At 59.0% G+C, this 21,985-nt stretch carries 18 protein-coding genes and 1 tRNA gene; 2 read left to right on the top strand and 17 right to left on the bottom strand.

Going from position 1 to position 21,985, the window contains the following annotated elements:
• Window positions 1-92: 92 nt before the first annotated feature.
• From tatC to AC1DCP_RS06095, 9 genes are all read right to left on the bottom strand, one after another.
• Window positions 93-896: a twin-arginine translocase subunit TatC gene (gene tatC, locus AC1DCP_RS06135; RefSeq protein WP_003515595.1), complete on the bottom strand. Its 804-nt coding sequence runs from the start codon at window positions 894-896 to the stop codon at window positions 93-95.
• On the bottom strand, window positions 893-1,621 hold the full coding sequence (tatB, locus tag AC1DCP_RS06130; protein ID WP_065687301.1) for a Sec-independent protein translocase protein TatB: 729 nt from the start codon (window positions 1,619-1,621) through the stop codon (window positions 893-895). Before tatB ends, tatC begins: the two co-directional genes overlap by 4 nt.
• 54 nt (window positions 1,622-1,675) lie before the next feature.
• Window positions 1,676-1,882 carry a twin-arginine translocase TatA/TatE family subunit gene (locus tag AC1DCP_RS06125; RefSeq protein ID WP_003515599.1) on the bottom strand — a complete coding sequence of 69 codons (207 nt, stop codon included), beginning with the start codon at window positions 1,880-1,882 and terminating at the stop codon, window positions 1,676-1,678.
• 130 nt (window positions 1,883-2,012) lie between these two features.
• Window positions 2,013-2,759 carry an SMC-Scp complex subunit ScpB gene (gene scpB, locus AC1DCP_RS06120; RefSeq protein ID WP_019566157.1) on the bottom strand — a complete coding sequence of 249 codons (747 nt, stop codon included), beginning with the start codon at window positions 2,757-2,759 and terminating at the stop codon, window positions 2,013-2,015.
• Entirely contained in the window at window positions 2,749-3,597 is an 849-nt protein-coding gene (locus AC1DCP_RS06115) for a segregation and condensation protein A (RefSeq protein ID WP_476774185.1), read from the bottom strand. The genes scpB and AC1DCP_RS06115 overlap by 11 nt, the downstream gene beginning before the upstream one ends.
• Window positions 3,598-3,655: 58 nt before the next feature.
• The gene (nagZ, locus tag AC1DCP_RS06110; protein WP_065687300.1) at window positions 3,656-4,672 is read right to left on the bottom strand and encodes a beta-N-acetylhexosaminidase; all 1,017 of its coding nucleotides are present in this window, start codon (window positions 4,670-4,672) and stop codon (window positions 3,656-3,658) included.
• A 242-nt stretch (window positions 4,673-4,914) separates the two neighbouring features.
• A complete protein-coding gene (locus tag AC1DCP_RS06105; RefSeq protein WP_112152876.1) occupies window positions 4,915-7,923 on the bottom strand; it encodes an SPOR domain-containing protein in 3,009 nt (1,002 codons plus the stop codon).
• Between the two features lie 66 nt (window positions 7,924-7,989).
• Window positions 7,990-9,747: an arginine--tRNA ligase gene (gene argS / locus AC1DCP_RS06100; protein ID WP_065687406.1), complete on the bottom strand. Its 1,758-nt coding sequence runs from the start codon at window positions 9,745-9,747 to the stop codon at window positions 7,990-7,992.
• Window positions 9,748-9,823: 76 nt separating this feature from the next.
• A complete protein-coding gene (locus AC1DCP_RS06095) occupies window positions 9,824-11,041 on the bottom strand; it encodes a deoxyguanosinetriphosphate triphosphohydrolase (RefSeq protein WP_003515612.1) in 1,218 nt (405 codons plus the stop codon).
• 229 nt (window positions 11,042-11,270) lie between these two features.
• Between AC1DCP_RS06095 and erpA the strand changes: the two genes are divergently transcribed.
• Window positions 11,271-11,603 carry an iron-sulfur cluster insertion protein ErpA gene (erpA, locus tag AC1DCP_RS06090; protein ID WP_065687298.1) on the top strand — a complete coding sequence of 111 codons (333 nt, stop codon included), beginning with the start codon at window positions 11,271-11,273 and terminating at the stop codon, window positions 11,601-11,603.
• A gap of 277 nt (window positions 11,604-11,880) precedes the next feature.
• On the top strand, window positions 11,881-12,678 hold the full coding sequence (xth, locus tag AC1DCP_RS06085) for an exodeoxyribonuclease III (protein ID WP_003515617.1): 798 nt from the start codon (window positions 11,881-11,883) through the stop codon (window positions 12,676-12,678).
• Window positions 12,679-12,807: 129 nt separating this feature from the next.
• On the opposite strand, the gene exoR is transcribed toward xth, so the two are convergent.
• The 8 genes from exoR to AC1DCP_RS06045 form a co-directional block, all read right to left on the bottom strand.
• Entirely contained in the window at window positions 12,808-13,602 is a 795-nt protein-coding gene (gene exoR, locus AC1DCP_RS06080; RefSeq protein WP_003515620.1) for an exopolysaccharide production regulator ExoR, read from the bottom strand.
• On the bottom strand, window positions 13,589-13,897 hold the full coding sequence (locus AC1DCP_RS06075) for a hypothetical protein (protein WP_233283652.1): 309 nt from the start codon (window positions 13,895-13,897) through the stop codon (window positions 13,589-13,591). The genes exoR and AC1DCP_RS06075 overlap by 14 nt, the downstream gene beginning before the upstream one ends.
• Window positions 13,898-14,166: 269 nt before the next feature.
• Complete coding sequence (locus tag AC1DCP_RS06070; protein WP_003515621.1) at window positions 14,167-15,456, bottom strand: outer membrane protein transport protein; 1,290 nt, start codon at window positions 15,454-15,456, stop codon at window positions 14,167-14,169.
• Between the two features lie 449 nt (window positions 15,457-15,905).
• Window positions 15,906-18,749, bottom strand: coding sequence for a valine--tRNA ligase (locus AC1DCP_RS06065; protein WP_065687297.1), 2,844 nt, complete (start codon window positions 18,747-18,749; stop codon window positions 15,906-15,908).
• A 194-nt stretch (window positions 18,750-18,943) separates the two neighbouring features.
• On the bottom strand, window positions 18,944-19,903 hold the full coding sequence (gene popZ / locus AC1DCP_RS06060; protein ID WP_476774184.1) for a cell division protein PopZ: 960 nt from the start codon (window positions 19,901-19,903) through the stop codon (window positions 18,944-18,946).
• 355 nt (window positions 19,904-20,258) lie between these two features.
• Window positions 20,259-20,930 (bottom strand): protein-L-isoaspartate O-methyltransferase family protein, encoded by a 672-nt coding sequence (locus AC1DCP_RS06055; protein WP_065687295.1) that lies wholly within the window; start codon window positions 20,928-20,930, stop codon window positions 20,259-20,261.
• Between the two features lie 245 nt (window positions 20,931-21,175).
• Window positions 21,176-21,249: transfer RNA gene (locus AC1DCP_RS06050), tRNA-Cys, on the bottom strand.
• 240 nt (window positions 21,250-21,489) lie between these two features.
• Window positions 21,490-21,642 carry a DUF3309 family protein gene (locus tag AC1DCP_RS06045; protein WP_003515628.1) on the bottom strand — a complete coding sequence of 51 codons (153 nt, stop codon included), beginning with the start codon at window positions 21,640-21,642 and terminating at the stop codon, window positions 21,490-21,492.
• Window positions 21,643-21,985: the final 343 nt, after the last annotated feature.

The following is a 21,985-nucleotide window of genomic DNA, read 5'->3' as shown; positions in this document are numbered from 1 at the left end:
CTATTGTTGGTCGCTCGCGTTTTATCAGCAAAACGCCGGGCGAAAGGCCCGGCGCGAGGAGATTTGATGAGCAGGAAGACCGTGGCGAAGCGTCAGGTCTCTTCCAGCTCCGTGCTTTTGGATTCCGCAGCACGTTTCCTCTCCACGAGTCGAGCCATGTAGATGGAAATCTCGTAGAGAATGATCGCAGGTAGCGCAAGACCGATCTGGGACATGGGGTCTGGCGGCGTCAGCACGGCCGCAACCACGAAGGCCATGACAATGGCGAACTTGCGCTTTTCCCGCAGCCAGTCGCTGGTCAGAATCCCGACCCGCGCCAGAAGCGTGGTGACGACAGGCAGCTGGAATACCAGGCCGAAGGACAAAACCAGCGTCATGATGAGGCTGAGATATTCCGACACCTTCGGCATCAGGGAAATCGCCACCTCGCCATCTACTGGCAATTGCTGCATGGCGAGGAAGAACCACATGACCATGGGCGTGAAGAAGAAATAGACGAGCGCCGCGCCGATGAGGAAAAGGATCGGCGACGCGATCAGGAACGGCAGGAAGGCCGCGCGCTCGTTCTTGTAGAGGCCCGGCGCCACGAATTTATAGAGCTGCGAGGCAATCACCGGAAAGGAGATCACCATGGCACCGAACATGGCAACCTTGATCTGCGTGAAGAAGAATTCCTGCGGCGCCGTATAGATCAGCGATGATTTCGCCACATCCAGCCCCGCCCAGATGACCGCCCACTTATAGGGAATGACGAGCAGGTTGAAGAGATGCTTGGCAACGGCGAAACAGGCGATGAAGGCGACGAAGAACGCGCCGAGCGACCAGATCAGCCGCGTGCGCAACTCCATGAGATGTTCGATAAGCGGCTGCGGCTTGTCCTCGATGTCCCCGCTCATGCTTCATCCTTTTTGGGCTTTGCAGCCTTGGTTCTTGCCGGTTTGGCCGGCTTGGCATCCGCAACGGCAACCGCCTTCTCAGCTGCCGCTTTCCTGACAGCAACCTTTTTGGCGACAGCCTTCACGGTCGGCTTCAAGACAGCAGCTTCTTCAACAGGCGCTGCGGCAGGCTTGCTGCGGGTGGTGCGTTTCGGCTTGGCGGCAACCGCTTCGGCTTCAACGGTCGCGACAGATTTCGCACGCGCACGCTTCGGCTTTTCTTCCGCAGCAGCAACCGCAGTAACCGGCCCAGATGCAGAAGGCGTGGGAACGACCGCAGGTGCCACATCCGGAAGCTTCATCTCGGGCTCGGGCACGCTGACAAGAGGAGCAACCGGCTCACTTGTTGCAGGTGCTGCTGTCGACGACATCGCATCGGGAGCGGCTGTCGCCTTCTGGAGATCAGACTTGATTTCGTTGCCGAGCTGGCGAAGCGGGTTCATAGCATCGCGCAGGGAATTCGTCGGGTTGAGATTGCGCACATCGGAGATTGTCTGCCGCACATCGTCCATGTCTGCCTCTTTCAAGGCCTCGTCGAACTGCGTGCGGAAATCCCCCGCCATCTTGCGAAGGCCGGCCATCGTCTTACCGAAGGCGCGGATCATGGGCGGCAAGTCCTTGGGACCGACGACCACGATCAAAACGACCGCGATCACCAGAAGCTCGCTCCAACCGATATCAAACATCAAAACGCTCCCGAGACCCTAGCGCCAGTCTCAAAACAAGCAGGTTCAAGCCGCTTACTTGATCTCGTCAGCCTTGTGGTCAACAGTCTTCGCGTTGACATCGGCCGGCGGCGGAGTCTGATCTTCGTCAGCCATGCCCTTCTTGAAGCTCTTGATGCCCTTGGCGACATCGCCCATCAGTTCCGGGATCTTTCCGCGTCCGAAGAGAACGAGAACGATCACCAGCACGATCAGCCAATGCCACACACTAAAAGAACCCATAACTGAAACTCCTGAATTTCGCTTTCAGACGATGTAAGACGTTTGAAAGGCTTTTTCAAACAACAAATCGTTGCTTCAACAGGCTGTGGGCATAAAGTTTTCGTGCCTTGTCATCCGCATGAAGACGATATCAATCGTCGCCATCGCCGCCACCAGGTGCAAGCAGGCCCAACTCTTCCAGATCGAGCTGCGTGATCGGGTCTTCGTCTTCGCGCAATTCGTCGCTCATCATCGGCAAAGGCACGCCGAAATTGGAAGGAATACGGCCCGAAAGCAGGCCCGCACCCTTCAGTTCCTCAAGGCCCGGCAAGTCCCGCAATTCCTCAAGGCCGAAATGGTCGAGAAACTCCACCGTGGTGCCGATCGTCACCGGCCTGCCCGGCGTGCGCCTGCGGCCCCTGAAACGCACCCAACCCGCTTCCATCAGCACATCGAGGGTACCGCGTGAGGTTTGCACGCCACGGATTTCCTCGATTTCGGCGCGTGTCACCGGCTGATGATACGCCACAATCGCCAGAACCTCCAGCGCCGCACGCGAAAGCTTCTTAGGTTCCTTTTCCTCAGAATGGACGACGAAGGAGAGATCGCCGGCCGTGCGGAACGCCCATTGCCCGCCCACCTGCACCAGATTGACACCCCGCTCGCCATAAGCGGCCTTCAGCCCGTGGAGTATGGCAACAACATCCATGCCGCGCGGCAGCCGCTCGGCAATGAAGGCAACTGAAACCGGTTCGGCCGAGGCAAAGACCAGCGCCTCGGCAATGCGCTCGGCTTCCTTCAGCTGACGCTCGGAAAATACCGCGGGCTCGGCCCCAACCACATCCGCCGCCCCATCTGCCACGATGGCGGCTTCGCCGGTCTCGTCGTCATGCGTCATTATCAGTCCTTTCCGCATTCGGCGCGCGGTCATCTCGCTCGCTCCTGCGCATATAGATGGGCTGGAACGCGCCCTCCTGCCGGATTTGCAGCGATCCCTCGCGCACGAGCTCCAGCGAGGCAGCGAAAGCGCTGGCGATTGCCGTCACGCGCATCGCGGGGTCAGGCACATATTGCAGCAGATATTGGTCGAGCACCGTCCACTCGCCGACATCCMCGAGCAGACTGTTCAGAAGCTCCCGGGCTTCCACAAGCGACCAGACCTGCCGCTTTTCAATCGTGACCTGGGTGATGGCCTGCCTTTGCCGCAGATTGGCATACGCACTCAGGAGATCGTAGAGGTTCGCCTCGTAAGCCGAGCGGTTGATATGCGGAATATGCTCCGGCGCGCCACGGGCGAAGATATCGCGGCCAAGCTGGGCGCGGTTGACGAGGCGTTCAGCCGCCTCCCGCATCGCCTCCAGACGTTTCAGCCGGAAGGCCAGCGTCGCGGCCATTTCTTCGCCGGAGGGGCCGTCATCCTTCGCCTGCTGCGGAATGAGAAGCTTGGACTTGAGGAAGGCAAGCCAGGCCGCCATCACCAGATAGTCGGCAGCAAGCTCGATGCGCACGCGGCGGGCTGTTTCCACGAATTGCAGATATTGCTCGGCAAGCGCCAGCACCGAAATGCGCGACAGATCGACCTTCTGCGTGCGGGCAAGGTGTAGCAACAGATCGAGCGGGCCTTCGAAACCCGCGACATCGATCACCAGCCCGGCCTCGCCCGTCAGCCGCTCCGGCGTCACATCCTGCCAGAGCTTGTCCATAGGCGTTGAAGTGCGAGACTTGTCTGCTGCCATTGTTCCATCCGCCGGGCGTCCGGCCTGTCGTCCCGAGTACCGGGCCGCCGCCCGATTGTCAGGAAACGGCCCACATGGCGTTGAATTCGGCTCTCAGTTCAGCTTCGTCGGAGGCATCAGTGGCGGGAAAACCCGCTTCCACGGCCCGCACCCGCTCCAGCGAACGGCCGGAAAGAACGGGAACCTCCTTCACGACCTCAAGCATTTCACTCATCACGCCGTTGCAATGCAAGACTATATCGCAGCCACCCGCAACAATATTCGCGGCACGCTGGCCAAGCGTGCCCTTCAGCGCATTCATGGAACTGTCGTCGGACATCAACAGACCGTCAAAGCCGATTCGCCCACGAATGATCTCCTCGATCACCTTTGGCGAGGTCGTTGCCGGACGCTCCCGATCGACGGCATTGAACACCAGATGCGCGCTCATCGCCATCAATTCACGGTTCAGCGCGCGGAATGGCACAAAATCATGGGCGTCCAGCTCGTCCAGCGGCACATCGACAACAGGCAATTCATGGTGCGAATCCACCATGCCGCGACCGTGGCCCGGCATGTGTTTCATGACAGGCAACATGCCGCCCGCCTTGAGACCGTCAGCCGCCGCCTGCCCCATCTCCGCCACCATGGTCGGGCTGTAGCCATAGGCCCGGTTGCCAATGACGTTGCTGGCGCCTTCCACCGGCACGTCGAGCACCGGCAGGCAATCGATATTGATGCCGAATTTCATGAGATCGAAGGCATGCAGACGCGACATCAACCACGCCGCGCGCAGCCCTTCCTCGCGGTCGCGCTCATATATTTCGCCGAGAATGCGGGCATTCGGATAGGCCTGCAAAAGCGGAGGCTTGATGCGCTGAACGCGCCCGCCTTCCTGATCGATCAGAACCGGGGCATCCGGCCGCGCGACGGCATCGCGCATTGAGGCGACGAGATCGGTAATCTGTTGCGCATCACCGATATTGCGCCCGAACAGGATGAAACCCCAGGGCCGCTCATTGCGGTAAAGGGCAATCTCGTCAGCGGAAAGCGTAAGCCCGCCGCATCCGAGGATCATAGCTTTGCAATCGGTCATGATGTCACGCTCACAGAATGGGGAAATGGCCTTATACCGCAAGGCGTCGGGGATAAGTCGACAACCCCTCCGCCGTCATGCTCGGGCCTTTCCCGAGCATCTGCAACCTAACGGTTGGCGAAACGTTGGCAGATCCTCGGCACGGGGCCGAGGATGACGTCGAATGTGAGGAAAGCTTTTCCCCACTGCGAGGGCTGCCTTAGACGGCAGCCCCAATCTTCACTCAACCGGATCAGCCGCTATCAGCGCGCCACCAGGCAGCTGCCGCCAGCTGCGCGGAACTTTTCGCACAGCGCCACGGCTTCGTTCTTGTCCCCCGCCGGGATGCGGACGCGGTAGAACGTGCCCTTGCCGGCGATCTCAGCGGCCTTGATGTCGACGCCCCGACCAGAAATGACCGAACCGAACTTGGCCGACATGTTCTGGTAGGACTTCTGGGCCTCCGCCTGGCTGGGCAGGGACGCGATCTGGATGTAATAACCACCCGAAGACGGCGCGCTCGTTGCTGCGGGCATGGCGGCGGCTGTCTGCTGCTGTGCAGCCTGCGGCTGGGCCGGAGCAGTTGCAGCAGGACGGACGTTGCCCTGATTGGTCACCGTTGCCACCACATTGGAAGGCTGTGCAGACGGACGCGCCGAAGGAACGGGCGCAGCCGACTGCGAGGCCGGTGTGGAGGAAGCGGCTGGCGTATTGGCCTGCGGGTGTTCAGGCGCAACCGGAACACGCGAAGCGGCGATGACGGCGGGAGCACCCTCACCCGGTTTGGCTGCCTGCGGTGCAGCAAGCTCCGCGACCTTGTCGGCCTTCGGTGGCTGGGCAGCAGGCGCATCGACTTCCTGTGCAACCAGCGTACCATCAGGCTTGACGATCATGGTACGGACCTTGCGCGGCGAAACGCCCGTCGCACCGGCACCTTCGTTCTGGCTGGCCTTTTCTTCCGGCGAAAGCAGGCGCGGATCTTCAGTCTCGCCAACCGGCGTGCCGGTGGCTTCCATGTCCGCGTCGTTTTCACCTTCCAGCGGCAGCTGTTCGGGTATCAGCGTACGCTGGACCACATCGACAGGCTTTTCGTTGCTGGAGATCAGCGCCGGTTGCTTCGGATCGGCAGCGCTACCACCGGCCACGCGGTCGTAAACCGCCTTGTCTTGATTGGGCACGACGCGGCCACCCGGATTTTCCGGCACCACCTTCATCGGGTCGTTATCGGCGGAAATGATGACCGGCGCGCCGTTGGAGCCCGCACCGGACGAACCGCCCGACATCAGCGCGTAAACACCACCACCGACAAGCACCAGACCGATTGCTGCGGCAACCGGCATGATCCAGCGGCGACCGCCGCGTTCTTCTTCTTCGCGATAGGCCGGCTGATGGTCGACATAGGTATTCTCGGCATCGCGCGGCGCATTGCCACGCGAGGCAGCAGCCTCCTGCATGGAGCGGCGGAAATCTTCTTCCAGCGCCCGCTCAAATTCGTCGACCTCCTCCGGACCCTGTGCCTGAGGACGCGCCTGCGGGGCAGCAGCCCGGTTTTCCGCATGTTTGTGACGGTCAAGACCACCGGCAACCGCCGGGGCAAACAGCGTTGCGAGCTCGGTGTCGATATCGAGGTCTTCTTCGTGACGACGGGCGACAGGCTTGGGTTCGAAAACGCCGACCGGCAATTCCGGCACGTCCATCTCGGTAATATTTTCCGGATGTTCTTCCGTCTCACCGATCTGCGAGGGATCGAAAGGCAGGCTTTCCAGCGTTTGTGGTGCAACCGGCTGCGGTGCGGCTGCGACCGGACGCGGCTGAACCGGAGGGGCGGCCACCGGAATTGCAGCAACCGGGGCCGGGCGCGGCTGAGGTGCTGGCTGTTCCCGCACCGGCTGCGGCGCGGCGGCAGCAACCGCTACCGGAGCGACCGGCTGCTGGCGAACGGGCTGCGGCACAGGCGCAGGTGCAACTTCCGCTGCAGCGATTTCGGACAGGTCGAGGTCAAGATCGAGATCATCAAGCGCAAGCTCGAAGTCATCGTCGTTGAAACCTGCGAAATCCCCAAAGTCCGGCTCCTGAACGGGCGGCTCTGTTACGGCCGGGGCTGCCTTTACAGGGGCTGCGGCAACCGGCGCCGTGGCAACCAAAGGCGGCTCCACTCTTGCAGCCGGAACGATAGGCGCAGCCTGTGCGATGGGGGCATCCTGAACGACAGGCTCTTCGCCGCGTCCGGGAATGGAATATTTCGCAACGCCGTAGATCAGCTCGTCCATCGGCGAAAGATTTGTTTCAACCGGCTTTTCTGCAACCGAAGGCGCAAAGGTAGGTGCAGTTTCTTCCGCCTGAACGAAGACGGGCTCAGGCGCCGGAACTGGTTCGGCCTGTGGCTCGATCCGGGCTGCAGGCAGCGCTTCGGCCCTCGGCTCGATCCGCTTGGGATCACCTGCCGCAACATCGCGGCGCGCGCCGAAATTGGCAAGCGGCAGACGCAGGCTGGAAAATTCCAGCGAAGAACGGCCACCATGCGAAGGCGGACGCACGGAAATCGGTGCAGGCGCTTCGGCGACGGCGATCTCTACCTCATCCGCAAGATCGAAAGCCTGCGGCTCAGGCGCATGGCTCTGATCGGAATGCGCAATATTGCTCGAAACATCGGCCGGAAGCTCAGGCATAGCGTGCCAGGTGCTTTGAGCCGGCTCGACAGCCTGCGGCTCTTCCCATGCTGCCTGCTGGTAAACCACCGGCTCGGCAGGGCGCGACTGGCGCGAATGCACATCGAAAACCTCGGCAACCGCACCGGCATCGTCACGGAAATCCGCGCGGATGTCCTGCGTCGACGTCTCGACGTAATTGTGAATGTAGGCCTGATCGGCCTCGGGAAGTGGCTCCTGGCTCACTTCGGGTGCGGGGCTTGCCTCGAACGCGGGTTCGTCCGCTGGCGCAAGCTCAGGCTCACGTCGGGCGAAAACCGATTCGACGCGCTGCATGAAGTCGCTGGGGTGGATGCCCGCACGCACATCGTTTGCCGGGTCAAGAACGACCGGATCGGCATGCGGCGCATCGTAAACCTCGAACTCTCGAAGCAACTCGTCTTCGAGATTGAATTCGGGTTCGCGGCGGGTTGCCGCAGAGCCGGCGCGTGGCGCAGCTTCGGAACCCGCATGCGAAGGACGCTCATCGAAACCGACGATACGCGCCAGTTCTGCCAGAGGATCGTTGTCAGCGAACCCTTCAGACCGGGCGTCCCGGTTATACGCGACATTTTTTTCGACCATTACGTGTTCCACCATCTACGCATTGCAGCTCTTGCCAGCGTATTGTGAGCAAATAATGGTGATATGTTATCGCATCTCGTCAGGCGCGTCCGCTCCTAAAAGCGTAAGACCAGACTTCAAAACATTCGCGACAGCATTCACCAGCCCGAGTCTGGCAATGCTCAATTCTCGGTTTTTATCGTTAATAAAACGTAATTCCTGATGGTCTTTACCTTTGTTCCAGTGTCCATGGAAGGAACTGGCGAGATCATAGAGGTAAAAAGCAAGCCTGTGCGGCTCGTGCGCAAGGGCTGCGGATTCGATCAGGCGCGGGTACTCAGCAAGCTTTGCAACCAGCTGCAACTCGTTGATATCGCTAATCAAAGCAACGGAAGACGACATGTCGTCCTGCGAGAGCGCAAGACCCGGAAACGCTTCCTGCGCCTGGCGGAAGATGGACATGCAACGGGCATGCGCATATTGCACGTAAAAGACCGGATTATCCTTCGATTGTTCGGTCACTTTCGCAAAATCGAAGTCCAGCGGCTCGGAATTCTTCCGATAGAGCATCATGAATCGCACGGGATCGCGACCTACTTCGTCCACCACATCGCGCAGCGTGACGAAATCGCCTGAGCGTTTCGACATCTTCACCGGCTCGCCATCGCGATACAGCTTCACGAGCTGGCACAGAAGAACCGTCAGCTTCGACTTGCCTTCCGAGACGGCGCGCGCAACCGCTTCAAGCCGCTTCACATAGCCGCCGTGGTCGGCGCCGAGCACATAGATCATCTCGGAAAAACCGCGATCGAACTTGTTCTTGAAATAGGCGACGTCGGCGGCAAAATAGGTGTAGGAACCGTCCGACTTCATCAGCGCACGGTCCATGTCGTCGCCCACCTCGGTGGACCGGAACAGCGTCTGCTCGCGGTCTTCCCAGTCTTCCGGCAACTCGCCCTTCGGCGGCGGCAAGGTGCCCTTGTAGACGTGGCCCTTGAAGGTGAGATCGTTGATGGCCGAGAGAATGGGGCCGCCATTGCCCTCATGCAGCGTGCGCTCCGAGAAGAACACGTCGTGCTTGACGTTCAGCGTCTCCAGATCCTCGCGGATCATCACCATCATTGCGGCGATCGCCTTGTCCTTGACGATAGGTAGCCACTTTTCCTCGGGCATGGCGCGCAGCTTGATGCCATATTCATTCGCCAGCGCCTGGCCGACTGGAACGAGATAGTCACCGGGGTAGAAGCCCGACGGAATGGCGCCGATATCTTCGCCAAGCGCCTCGCGATAACGCAGGAAGACCGAACGCGCGAGCACGTCGATCTGCGAGCCGGCGTCGTTGATGTAATATTCCTTGGTCACGCCATAACCGGCGAAGGCGAGCAGGTTCGCCAGCGTGTCACCCACGACAGCACCACGGCAATGGCCGACATGCATCGGACCGGTGGGGTTGGCGGAGACATATTCGACGTTGATCTTCTGGCCCGTACCGATCTTCGAGCGGCCGAAATCGATGCCCTGCCCGATCATGTCGGCAAGAAGACGCTGCCAGTAACCGACAGAGACCTTGAGATTGATGAAGCCGGGACCAGCGACGTTGACGCTATCGACGTCGCCATCTGCCTGAAGTGCTGGCACGATGAGTTCGGCCAGCGCCCGGGGATTGGTGCCGAGCGGCTTCGCCAACACCATAGCGGCATTAGTTGCGACATCGCCATGGCTCAGATCGCGCGGGGATTCGACCGTAATTCGACTGAAATCGACCTTTTCGCGGTTCTCTTTCACGAGATCGAGAGTCTCGAGCGCGTTTTTGATCCTGGTATCGAAATCGGCAAAAATGTTCATCGTTCCAACCTGCGCGAAGGGCTTCTGTTCATGTCCGGCCATCATAACCGGGTTGGCTTCGCGATCGCCCGCTGCCCTATCGCAAATCGGGGGTGTGGTCAAACAGCCGCTGGTGGGCGCGCAGTGCATAACTGTCGGTCATACCAGCCAGATAATCCCCCACATGGCGGGCTTTTGCGGCCTTGCTCATACCGGAAATGCTGTCCACCCAGTAGTGACTCTGCATCTCTGCCGGCACTTCCATATAACGGTGGAAAAGGTCGGTAACGATCTGCGTAGCGCCGGCGCGGATGCGCATGATTTCCGGATGCCGGTAGATATGGGCAAACAGCAGTTTCTTGATCTGTCTGTCGGTTTCAGCCATTTCCGGCGAGAAAGTCGCGACGGTAAAATCGGCGGCGCGGATATCGGCCGCACTCTTCGGTTTCAGCCGGGAAAGATTCTGCTGCGCGACCCCGATTACATCCTCGACCATATGGGTGATCTGGCGACGCATGATTTCATTGGCGAAGCGTTCCTTGTCGAGCACGGGATATTTCGCACGTACCTCAGCCATCAGCTTGCTGAGGAAAGGCACCTCTTCCAGCATCTCGAAGCTCAGATAACCGGCACGCAGGCCGTCATCGATATCATGGGTATTATAGGCGATGTCGTCGGCAATAGCCGCCATCTGTGCCTCAAGGCTGGCATAGCTGCCGATTTCCAGATCCTGCAGTTCGCAATATTCGAGGATGGGCAGCGGAACCGGGCCCTTCACGCCCTCGCCCTCGGCATTGACCAGCGGGCCATTGTGCTTCACCAGCCCCTCCAGCGTCTCCCATGTCAGGTTGATGCCGTCATATTCGGCGTAGCGGCGCTCCAGCTTGGTGACGATGCGCAGCGACTGCGCGTTGTGATCGAAGCCGCCATAGGGCAACAACACCGCATCCAGCGCATCCTCTCCGGTATGGCCGAACGGCGTGTGGCCGAAATCATGCACCAGAGCCACGCCCTCGGCCAGATCCTCGTCCAGCTTCAGAGCGCGTGCGAGTGCGCGGGCAATCTGCGCCACCTCAATCGTGTGGGTGAGCCGGGTGCGGTAATGGTCGCCGTCAGGGCTGATGAAAACCTGCGTCTTGTGTTTAAGCCGGCGAAAGGCCGTGGTGTGGACGATGCGGTCCCGGTCGCGCTGGAACTCCGAGCGCGTCAGGCTCCCCTCCTCGGCAAAAAGACGCCCGCGCGTGGTCCATGGATCAGAGGCGAAAACCGCCCTCTCGCCACTTCCGAAACCCAATGCGCGCTGGTCTATAATCATTCATCCACCTGTACTGTTCTCTGGCCGGGACTTCCTTTGACCCGAAGTCCATGGCCTTTGACCATTGACCTTTTCATCCACCCTTCATACCTATCGCAAAGGTCGGCGCAAAGCATCATCGCTGCAAAGGCCGTTGCGGACATCGCTATAGACCGTTTATTTGACTGGTTTATAATGGTGGCGACAAATCTATTGCTCTCCGGTTCTTGACCCCGGCACGAGGAACGACATGGAAAACAGCGACATTACACTTTCGGAAGCCGCAGCGAAGCGAATCGCCCAGATCGTCGCAGCGGATGCGGGCAAGCAGGCTCTGCGTGTTTCGGTGGAAGGCGGCGGCTGCTCGGGCTTCTCCTACAAGTTCGACCTGGCGGAAGACCCCTCCGATGACGACATCGTGATTGCGCGCGGAGACGCCAAGGTGCTGATCGACAGCCTGTCGGTTGTCTATATGGCCGGCTCTGAAATCGACTTCGTCGACAATCTGCTCGGCCAGTCCTTCCAGATCAAGAACCCGAACGCGGTCGCAAGCTGCGGCTGCGGCACCAGCTTCTCGATCTGAGTGAAACGGCCCGCGGCTCTGCCTCAATGCTCTCAGCTTTGAGGTGATCCGCGTCCCTCTCCTGCCTCATCCCTGTCTCCCCGCCGCGCAGACGCGCGTCGACTGGATTCCTGTGACAAGCACAGGAATGAAGGGATAGAGACATGACGCTGACTTCGCGGCCCAGTTCACTCTACCAACCTCCCCTCTATCCACCACATCCTCACCAGCCGTTTCCAAAAACGGTGGCAATCGCTTTTGCATCGGGTAAAAGTAACCTCACAAAAGGGAAACTCCGATGAAGATTGCCACCTGGAACATCAATGGCGTCAAGGCGCGTATCGAAAACCTCTGCCAGTGGTTGAAGGATTCATCGCCCGACATCGTTTGCCTTCAGGAAATCAAGTCGGTTGACGAAGGCTTTCCCCGCCTTGAGCTGGAAGCGCTCGGCTATCACGTCGAGACCCATGGCCAGAAGGGCTTCAACGGCGTCGCCCTTCTGTCGAAGATGAAGCCCGACGAGATCAATCGCGGCCTGCCGGGCGACGATGCCGATGAACAGGCGCGCTTCATCGAGGGTGTGTTTTCCGTTGATGGCGGTGCGATCCGGGTCTGCTCGCTCTACCTGCCGAACGGCAATCCGCCTGACGATCCGGTCAAATATCCCTACAAGCTCGCATGGATGGAGCGGCTACGCCGCTTTGCCGAAGATCGCCTTGCGCTTGAGGAGCCGCTTATTCTGGCGGGTGACTACAACGTCATCCCCGAACCCTTCGATTGCCACGATCCGCGGGTCTGGGCTGGCGATGCGCTGTTCCTGCCCAAGACGCGCTCGGCATTCCGCAGGCTGGAAAATCTCGGCTTTACCGATGCCGCACGCGCGACGACGGATGAACCCGGACTTTATTCCTTCTGGGATTATCAGGCTGGCGCATGGCCGAAGAATAACGGCATCCGCATCGACCATCTCATGCTGTCGGCGGAAGCGGCCGACAGGCTGGAATCGGTGAGCATCGAAAAACATGTGCGGGCCTGGGAAAAACCGTCCGACCACGTACCGGTCTGCGGTTATTTCAATTTCACGCCGATCAATTGAACGGCGCTCGCCGGGCGAGTTAGAGAATTTCCGGTAAAAGTGCTCCGAAACGACGAGTTAGAGCACGTCAAACGATTCCGTTTAAACAGGACGTGCTCTGAGTCGCCTCAGCCACAATAGACATAATTGTCAGTTCGGATCGTCGATCTGCATGTTCTGCGCCAGCGCGATGGCCGCGCGGCGATCGTTTTCACCCGCGAGCGAAAAAGCCTGTTCCTGAAGGGTTTGGATCCAGGTGCAATCCACCGCCGTGCACTTGTCGAGCGCGGCCGTCATGAAGGCGAGTCCCTGCGTCGTCTGGCCTTCCTGGAAAAGCAGATTACCGAAAATCGACATGGCGCCGGCATGGCCGTGCTTGCGTGCCTGATTGAGCCACTTCTTGGCCTGCTGCACATCCGCCCGGCCGCCCTCACCCGCAAGGATCATTTCCGCCAGACGGAACTGGGCCTCAGCCACGCCAAAGGTGGAAGCCACCTGAAAATATAGCTGGCGGGCCTGCGACAGGTCCATCTTTACCGGAGTGCCGGGAATGCCGTGGCGGTAATAATCGGCAAGAGAAAGCAGCGCGTTGACGAAGAAGCCGGTATCCTCGGAGCCCGGCTCGACGCCCTGGCTGGCAATTTCGCTGTAGATCTTGAAAGCTTCGAAGTCGTTCTTGGCAACGCCATCGCCGAAGGCATACATATTGGCAAGCGCCCAGCGCGAGCCGGTATGGCCCTTTTCGGCCGCATAGCGATAGGCCTCTACGGCTTCGTCCTTGTTACCGTTCTTGTAGGCCTTGAAGCCGAACTTGAACAGGTCGAAGGGGCCGGATTCCTTGGTAACGCCTGCGTTGATGTCAAAAGCCAGCACCGGCATTGCGAGCGACGCAAGCAAAAGGCTCATGATGAGCGGCTTTAGAACATGTGCTTCACATTTCAGCATTTAGGCGAACTTCTCTCACTCTTCCCGGCATATAGCCAATACTTGCGGAATACTGCAAAGCTGAACCCCGCCGGGTCGCGATTTTTCGAACACACTGCGTCTTTCCGGCAGCACTTTCCAGCGCACTGCCGGTGGTCATATGCGGTAATTGCTCCAAATTTTCAGTGAGACAGATATAGGCATAATTTCCGGCAATATAACGGCGTTTGACCGCCTGCCGGTCAGCGCCAAACAAGAAACCCGGATCAAATTCCCGTATTACTTGCTTAAACCCTGAATCCAAACCCGTTTTCACTCTTCGCAACTCCGCAGGCCCACATCAAACGCCTGCATGTTCTTCCATCCCCGCGTCCATAAACAGAAGCCAAGCACCTTGTTTGTGGCGGGAAATGGACAGATATGCCCAGATTCCAACGCGGCACCACGCTTGCAGAAAAGTGTTGCCAAATCGTCACAAAACTTTCGGGCTAGAAATTTTTATCGAGCAGGAATCATAGTCGGGAATGAAAAAAGGTCCGGTTGGTAAACCGGACCTTTCTTTTCGTTCAGGTGTGGCGAATGGTATCAGAACTTGACCTTGACGCCCGTAGAGATCGCAGCCACGAGATCGTTGCCGAAGTCGTAGCCCGCCTCATTGCCGCAGGTGAAGCCCGCACCGCAAGGTCCACCGTTGATGGATGAGCTACCGGAGGTCAGGAGGCCGAGAGCACCGGCAACCTTGAACTCGATATTCTTGTTCGGCGAGTAGACGATCTGCGTGCCCAGCGTCCAGGTGTCGGTCTGGGTGCCGATGACCGTCGATGTACCGCGATCCCAGGTCAGGCTCACAGCACCGCTCCACTGCTCGTTGAACTTATGACCAACGCCGCCGGAGATCGTCCAGCCATCACGATAAAACAGATCTAGCGTGTTCAGCGTGTCAGCGCCGCTCGGAACGCAGGGAGACGTCCCTACCGCGCAGAAAGGAATGACCTGAATCTGGCTCCAGTCAGTCCACTTCACCGAACCGAAAGCCAGCCAGTCCGGCGCTATGCCGGATTGCACCTTCAGTTCGATGCTGTCTGGCATCGAAACGGAGCCATAGATCGGCACCAGCTTGCCGCCGTATTTCGCCAGCGTCGGAGAGATGGACGGCGGCGTCTGCGGAACTCCTCTGACGTCGGCGAAACCGGTCAGGTCATGATCGACGGCGCTGTTATAAACAAGGCTCGCCCGGAAGGCGACCTCGGGGATTTCGTAGGCAACGCCGGCGCGCCAACCCCAACCGTCCCCTTCCATCTCAAGTTTGCCGACGCCGCTGAAGCTGGACCAGGCCGGATTGAGGCCAAGAACAGCTGGCCCAAGAACCTGACGGTATTTATAACCGCTGATCTCCTGGTAAAAGCCGCCGCCGATAATCGAGAAGTCGCCCTTGCCAAGATCAAACTTCACACGGCAGGTGGTGGCGTAATTGTGCGACTTTACCTTGGTTTCGATATTGTAGCTTGATCCCTGCCAGATGCCCGGATTGAGGTGCGCGCCCCAAGGCTGCGAATAATCGAACATGCAGTCGCCGAAATCGCCGATTGCCGCCTTGGCGCCGATGCGGGTCGACCAGAAGTTTTCAGAGTCATCTGCGCTCCTTGACCAAGTCGCAGGCAGCGGACCGCTCTTCAGCGGATTGTCACGCGCATTCTCAACCTTGCGCTGTGGCGCAACGAATGTAGCGGAACTGTCGAGAACATAGTCGGACGGGTCGAACAGCAGGTCGATATTGTAGCCACCGCGCTCGAGGCCGCCCGCCAGTGAAGGCGTGACCGCCGCGATGCTGGCTACGAAACATACTGCGCCGCGAAAAAATGCAGTTTTTGCCATCTCTCTCCCCAATCAAGGCAATGTGATCATTGAGAGAGTGAAATGCTTTGCGGCAAATGACAATCTGCCGTGGCGCGGCGCGGTTGCCACCGGATGGCCATTTTTTTACGTAAGTTTTTGATGTTTGGCATCTTACATAATCATTTTAGGCTATTATTCTAATCCAATTAGAAAAAACGACACAAAACGAAACAAACTCCCAATCCGCACCGGAAATGTCGCCAAATAACCACAGTTGGACGTTTCCGAAGAAAATCGCTTATCAGGCCGTTTTTATTGATCTTTTTCGTCTTCCCGCGCGGTTTTGTGCGCCTCGCGGCAGAAATAATCGCGCTATCACGCAGTGCATGATTCGCCATTGCAACGCAGCAATGAATTGAGCCGGCCCTGACAGAACGCAAAACGCCCCGTTTTCACGGGGCGTTTTGATTTTACACGCAACAGGAACCTTATCCTGCTTCGCTGACCCGCTGCAGGGCGGTTCGAAGACTTGTCAGCTGAACTTCCAGTTCCGCCTTACGCTCGCGCTCGGCGGCCACAACCTCCGGATCGGCATTGGCCACGAATTTTTCGTTCGACAGCTTCTTGTCGATGCGTTCCATCTCCGCATCCACCTTGCCGATCGCCTTTTCGAGACGGGCCTTTTCGGCCGCGAGATCGACGAGGTTACCGAGCGGCAGGCAGACCGTGGCCTCACCGATGATGATCTGCGCGGAACCTTTTGGCGCCACATCGGCACCACGGATTTCATCGGCACGCGCCAGGCGCCGGATGGCGGCGGCATGGCGGTCCAGCCGCGCTTCTGTCGAGGTATTGGCACCGACCACCACCAGCGATGCGGTGGCGCCCGGCGGCACGTTCATCTCGGCACGCGTAGAGCGGATGCCCGAAACCAGATCGATCAGCCAGTTGATTTCCGCAGCCGCGGCATCGTCGCGGAATTCCGGAGTCGGCCAGTCGGTAAGGCAGAGAAGATCAGCCCGCTCCTCGCCCTCGCCCGCCGTATGCGCCCACAGCTCTTCCGTCATGAAAGGCATGAAGGGATGCAGGAGCTTGTAGATCTCATCCAGAACATAGGCCGCGCAGGCCTGCGATTCCGCCTTTGCCGCCTCATCCTCGCCACCGAACACGGGCTTGAGCAGTTCCAGGTACCAGTCGCAGAACTGGTTCCAGACGAAACGGTAGAGGATACCGGATGCATCGTTGAACCGGAAGTTCTCAAGAGCCGCCGTCACATCGCGCGCGGTGTTGGCAAGCTCGGTAAGGATCCACCGGTTGATCGTCAGCGATGCGGTTTCGGCCAGGAAATGTGGATCGCGCTTTACACCGTTCATTTCGGCAAAACGCGTGGCGTTCCATAGCTTCGTGCCGAAGTTGCGATAACCGGCGATACGTGCCGGATCGAGTTTCACGTCACGACCCTGCGCCGCCATGATGGCGAGCGTGAAGCGCAGCGCATCCGCACCGTATTCGTCGATCAGTTCCAGGGGATCGATGACGTTGCCCTTGGACTTGGACATCTTCTGGCCGTTCTTGTCGCGAACGAGCGCATGGATGTAGACGGTGCTGAACGGCTCGACCGGATTGCCGGCATCGTCCTTCATGAAATGCAGACCCATCTGCATCATGCGGACGACCCAGAACGGGATGATGTCGAAACCGGTGACAAGCACATTGGTTGGATAATACCGCGCCAGTTCCGGTGTCTTTTCCGGCCAGCCGAGCGTCGAGAACGGCCACAGCGCCGATGAGAACCAAGTATCGAGAACGTCTTCGTCACGGGTCAGAATTTCACCCGGCTTGAAGTTTTCAAGCTTCTCCTCGACCCAGGCCTTCCACGGACCTTCATGGGCGATATAATGCTGGATAGCGGCCTGAAGCGCCTCTTCCTCGGTCTTTTCAACGAAGACCTGCCCGTCAGGGCCGTACCATGCCGGAATCTGGTGTCCCCACCACAATTGCCGCGAGATACACCAGGGCTGGATATTCTCCATCCACTGAAAATAGGTGTTTTCCCAGTTCTTAGGCACGAAATTGGTGCGGCCTTCGCGAACCGAGGCAATGGCCGGCTGAGCCAGCGTCTTGTTGTCCACCCACCACTGGTCGGTGAGGCGCGGCTCGATCGGCACGCCGCCACGGTCGCCATGCGGCACGACGTGCTTGTGCGGCTCGATCTTGTCGAGCAGGCCGGCTTCCTCGAAGATTTCGACGATGACCTTGCGGGCGAAGAAACGATCCTGTCCTTCCAGACGATCCCATGCGCCGTGCAGCGCCGCCGGATGATTGAGGCCCTCGAGGAAATCCTCGTTCTCCTTGATGGAGATCGTCCCATCGATATTCATGACGTTGATGGCGCGCAGACCGCAACGCTTGCCGACCTCGAAATCGTTGAAGTCGTGCGCAGGCGTGATCTTCACGGCGCCCGTTCCGGCCGTCGGATCGGCATAGTCATCGGCAACGATCGGGATCTTGCGGCCAACGATCGGCAGGATGACATGCTTGCCAATGATGCCCTTGTAGCGCTCGTCTTCCGGGTTCACCGCAACACCGGTATCGCCGAGCATGGTTTCTGGCCGCGTGGTAGCAACAACGATGTAATCGCGCGTTTCGAACTCGGTAGGCTTGCCTTCCTCGTCAAATGCGATCGGGTGCTGATAGGTCACACCCTTTTCCAGCGGATAACGGAAGTGCCAAAGGTTGCCCTTCACTTCCAGCTGTTCGACTTCCATGTCGGAAATCGCGGTCTGCAGCTTCGGGTCCCAGTTGACGAGGCGCTTGTCCTTGTAGATCAGGTTCTGCTTGTAAAGGGTGACGAACACCTCGAGAACGGCCTCGGACAGACCCTCATCCATGGTGAAGCGCTCACGCGACCAGTCGCAGGACGCGCCGAGACGCTTCAGCTGGTTGAAGATCAAGCCGCCGGATTCGGCTTTCCATTCCCAGACCTTGTCCACGAAGGCCTCACGGCCCATTTCGCGGCGGCCCGGAAGCTGCTGTTCCATCAGCTTGCGCTCGACGACCATCTGCGTGGCGATGCCCGCATGGTCCATGCCCGGCTGCCACAACACGTCCTTGCCGCGCATGCGCTCGAAGCGGACCAATATGTCCTGAAGCGTGTTGTTGAGCGCATGGCCCATATGCAGGGAGCCGGTGACATTCGGCGGCGGGATGACAATGGTGAAGGTTTCCGCGCCCGGTTTGGCGTTGGCGCCGGCACGAAAAGCGTTCGCCTCGTCCCAGGCTTTGGCGATTTTCGGTTCGACGGATGCGGAATCGTAGGTCTTTTCGAGCATTTCCTGACCTGAATTTTAGAGTTCTTGTGTGGATTTTTTTAAATAAGGATGGATGGTCGAGAGTCAACAGAAACCGACCCGTCAGCGACTATGACCCCATAGCGCCTTCATCTTCAACAAAAAAGCCGCCCCGGTGCCGGAGCGGCCTCTGTTTCATTATCTTGCGCATGTTACAAGACGCGGACGAACAGAGCCTAGCGGCGCGAGCCCCGCGCCACACGTTCGATTTCCTCACGCACGAGACGCTCCACCAGGGTCGGCAGATTGTCTTCCAGCCAGTCCTGCAGCATCGGACGCAGCATTTCGGCGGCCATATCCTCGATCGAGCGTCGTTCGACGCCATCGAAAATTTCCGCAAGTTCGCTGAAGGAACGGGCGATCTGCGCACCGGCAGCCTCGGAAATGAGGTTGAGCGACAAACCGCCCTCTTCCTTGGATTCGGCCAGATCGAATGACGGCATCTCGACAGCAGGTTCCTGCACCGAAATCTCGAAATGATCCTGGGCTACAGGCGTTTCGATGGCGCCACGCAGCGTCAGCTGGTCGAAGCGGTTCTCGAAAGCTGCGCTCTCGACAGCGGCAGCAGCAGCACGATCCTCGGCGGCAAAAGCTGCCGGCTGTTCACTGGTGCTCGCGGCAGCGGCCGCCAGCAGCGGCCGCACATCCGTCGGGCGCTGCGGCGCAGGGCGTTCAACCTGTTGCGCAGCCGAAGGCTGCGGTACGCTGGAGGAATGAGCGGCCGGGGCCGCCTGCGCGGGCTCACGCTGCGCCTGGGCGGCAAATGCCTGCGGCCCCATGGCAGCGTTGCGGTCGGCGGCAGCGCGAACGCGGGCGGCGACATCGGCAAGCGACATGCTTTTCTCGGCCGAGATTTCCTGCTGTTCTGGCGTCTGCTTTTCGGAGGCCGCGGAAAAATCCTGCACCGGCCTTGCGCCAAATGCCTGGTTTGCGGCGGGGGGAAMGCGCGCCGGCGGGCTGATGGCCTCCGTCACGAAGGACGCTTCGCCTGCGCCATCGTCTTCGTCGTCATAGACAGGCGGCAACTGCCCGGAAAACGCGCCGGTAGGCCCGGTCTCGTTGCTTTCGATGATCCGGCGTATGGACGCCAAGATCTCTTCCATGGACGGTTCACGCGCTACGCTTGGCTGAGCCATATCAATCCCCGGTTTCCACTCTCTAGACCGCCTTGCGTCCATACGGACGCCAAAAGGACGCTCCAACATTTTAAATCTGCACACCGTTCCTGTCGAAAATCGCTTCCGGTTTTCGGGCCGATGGCCTGAAAAGGGGTAGAAATACGCACACCCCGAATCACCCTTAGTCTAGGGCAGCATAGTCAGGAACTAAATCACTGATTCGACAAGTTTCGCCGTGATGCACAGCTTTGTGAGAATGGTTTTTTTGGGCAATTGGGTGGGCGAAGCGGGTCTGCCGGTGCGGCACCCGCAAAAATAAACGCCGGGGCGGAAAGTCCACCCCGGCGTCCAAAACAATGATCGCTTTTAAAGATCAGAAAACGAATTCGGCCGCCTTGGCAAAACCGGGCAGAGGCTTGATCGACGCGTTGAAAGAGGTTGCAGCCGAGGTGCTGTTGCCATCGCGACGGTAAACGGTTGCCTTGGCAGCGTTACCGTATCCGACAACGACGAGCAGACGTCCGCCATCGCGCAGCTGGTCGGTCAGTGCCGCCGGCACTTCCTCTACAGAGCCGTTGATGAAAATCAGGTCATAGGGTGCTTCGCCCGCATAACCCTTTTCGAGATCGCCGGTGACAACAGCAACATTGTCATATCCGAGCGAGGCCAGCGTCTCAGTCGCCTCAGCTGCCAGCGTTTCGTCGCATTCGAGCGAAACCACAGAACCGGCGAGCTGGGACAGGATGGCCGCGGTATAACCGGCGCCGCCGCCGACTTCCAGCACCACGTCTTCCTTGGTCACCGCCGCAAGCTGCAAAAGCTTCGCCAGCGGCGAGGCCTTCATGACGTAACGGGCCGGGCGACCATCCCGGGCGGGACAGATCTGCAGATCCTCGTCCACATAGGCAATCTGCCGCACACCCGCCGGCACGAAAGCTTCGCGCGGCACGCTCAAAAACGCCTTCAGCACAGAATGCGACGTCACGTCGGTCGTGCGCAACTGGCTGTCGACCATATTGGCGCGTGCGGTTTCGAAATCCATCATATCGTTATCGCCTCAATTTCGCGGATGCCGGTCGGGAAGCCTCGGCCCCAAAAGCTCAAAACGGCACGGGTCTCCCCTCGCCTTTAAACAATCTCATAATTGCCCAAGCCTGCGCTTTCAAGCGCGGTAAGCCGTAAGTGCTGGAAAAAGCGAAATGGCCGGGATTTTTTAGAACAGCAAGGGCAGCCGATGACCGCAAGGTGGGCCAAAGGTTCAAAAAAACAGGTTCTATTCGGTGAAGTTTTTGGAGGCCTCGCCCGGAATTGAACCGGGGTACAAGGATTTGCAGTCCTCTGCGTCACCACTCCGCCACGAGGCCTCACACGCTCATGAATTCGAGCGATGGCGGGCATTTAGAACGAATCCATTATGCGCGCAAGAGGGTTCGTTCCGAATGTGCTGTTTTTTCCGATCCGATGGACAAAGGGCAATCGACCACGTCCTAAGCCCTTCGGATTCCGACATTTTTTGTATCTCACTCATATTCCAGAAGAAACAATGCCCGCAGCCGGGGCTTTGCGCGGGTGCGGGCAGTCGCTGCATCTTCAATGCGGATCGATCAGATGCGACCCAGCAGAACAAGAACGAGGACGATGACCAGAACCAGTCCGAGGCCACCCGAGGGACCATAACCGTAATTGTGGTAACCCCAGCTTGGCAAAGCACCGATCAGGAAAAGAATGATGAGGATAACGAGAATGGTGCCGATCATGTTTAGCCCTCCATGAATAATAGGTATGCGCTGTATTTAATGATCAAACACGCAAAAAGTTCCGTTTCCTTCATCCGCTTATGGCATGGGCCGGAGAATTCATCTCCAGCCGATTCAACGGGTTAAACGGCATTTGCGGACAATGCGGCGGGTCGTGCGCGCGCACGGCGGCTGCGATTGGCTAGGCACCACGCTCCGCCCCCGGGGTGATCGACCAAGGTAGCGATTTATTCGAGGTAATTTCTCGGTCTATGTATATCGCGTACCGTTCGTCATACTAAATCAAGTCACCCGTTCCCTGAAACTGGCGGGGGACTGGGAGACCTGGTATCACTGGCAGTGC

It is taken from the genome of Agrobacterium sp. 10T429 (assembly GCF_056393925.1).
Note: the sequence above shows the minus strand (reverse complement) of the source record. Positions and strands in the feature narration are given on the sequence as shown.

Coding starts and splice junctions, on each gene's coding strand:
- nagZ (WP_065687300.1), bottom strand. CDS start 4,672: ATGACCGATTGCAAAGCTATGATCCTCGGATGCGGCGGGCTTACGCTT.
- AC1DCP_RS06065 (WP_065687297.1), bottom strand. CDS start 18,749: ATGCTCGAAAAGACCTACGATTCCGCATCCGTCGAACCGAAAATCGCC.
- erpA (WP_065687298.1), top strand. CDS start 11,271: ATGGAAAACAGCGACATTACACTTTCGGAAGCCGCAGCGAAGCGAATC.
- AC1DCP_RS06055 (WP_065687295.1), bottom strand. CDS start 20,930: ATGATGGATTTCGAAACCGCACGCGCCAATATGGTCGACAGCCAGTTG.
- AC1DCP_RS06095 (WP_003515612.1), bottom strand. CDS start 11,041: ATGATTATAGACCAGCGCGCATTGGGTTTCGGAAGTGGCGAGAGGGCG.
- argS (WP_065687406.1), bottom strand. CDS start 9,747: ATGAACATTTTTGCCGATTTCGATACCAGGATCAAAAACGCGCTCGAG.
- AC1DCP_RS06070 (WP_003515621.1), bottom strand. CDS start 15,456: ATGGCAAAAACTGCATTTTTTCGCGGCGCAGTATGTTTCGTAGCCAGC.
- tatC (WP_003515595.1), bottom strand. CDS start 896: ATGAGCGGGGACATCGAGGACAAGCCGCAGCCGCTTATCGAACATCTC.
- tatB (WP_065687301.1), bottom strand. CDS start 1,621: ATGTTTGATATCGGTTGGAGCGAGCTTCTGGTGATCGCGGTCGTTTTG.
- AC1DCP_RS06105 (WP_112152876.1), bottom strand. CDS start 7,923: ATGGTCGAAAAAAATGTCGCGTATAACCGGGACGCCCGGTCTGAAGGG.
- xth (WP_003515617.1), top strand. CDS start 11,881: ATGAAGATTGCCACCTGGAACATCAATGGCGTCAAGGCGCGTATCGAA.
- scpB (WP_019566157.1), bottom strand. CDS start 2,759: ATGACGCATGACGACGAGACCGGCGAAGCCGCCATCGTGGCAGATGGG.
- exoR (WP_003515620.1), bottom strand. CDS start 13,602: ATGCTGAAATGTGAAGCACATGTTCTAAAGCCGCTCATCATGAGCCTT.
- AC1DCP_RS06045 (WP_003515628.1), bottom strand. CDS start 21,642: ATGATCGGCACCATTCTCGTTATCCTCATCATTCTTTTCCTGATCGGT.
- AC1DCP_RS06125 (WP_003515599.1), bottom strand. CDS start 1,882: ATGGGTTCTTTTAGTGTGTGGCATTGGCTGATCGTGCTGGTGATCGTT.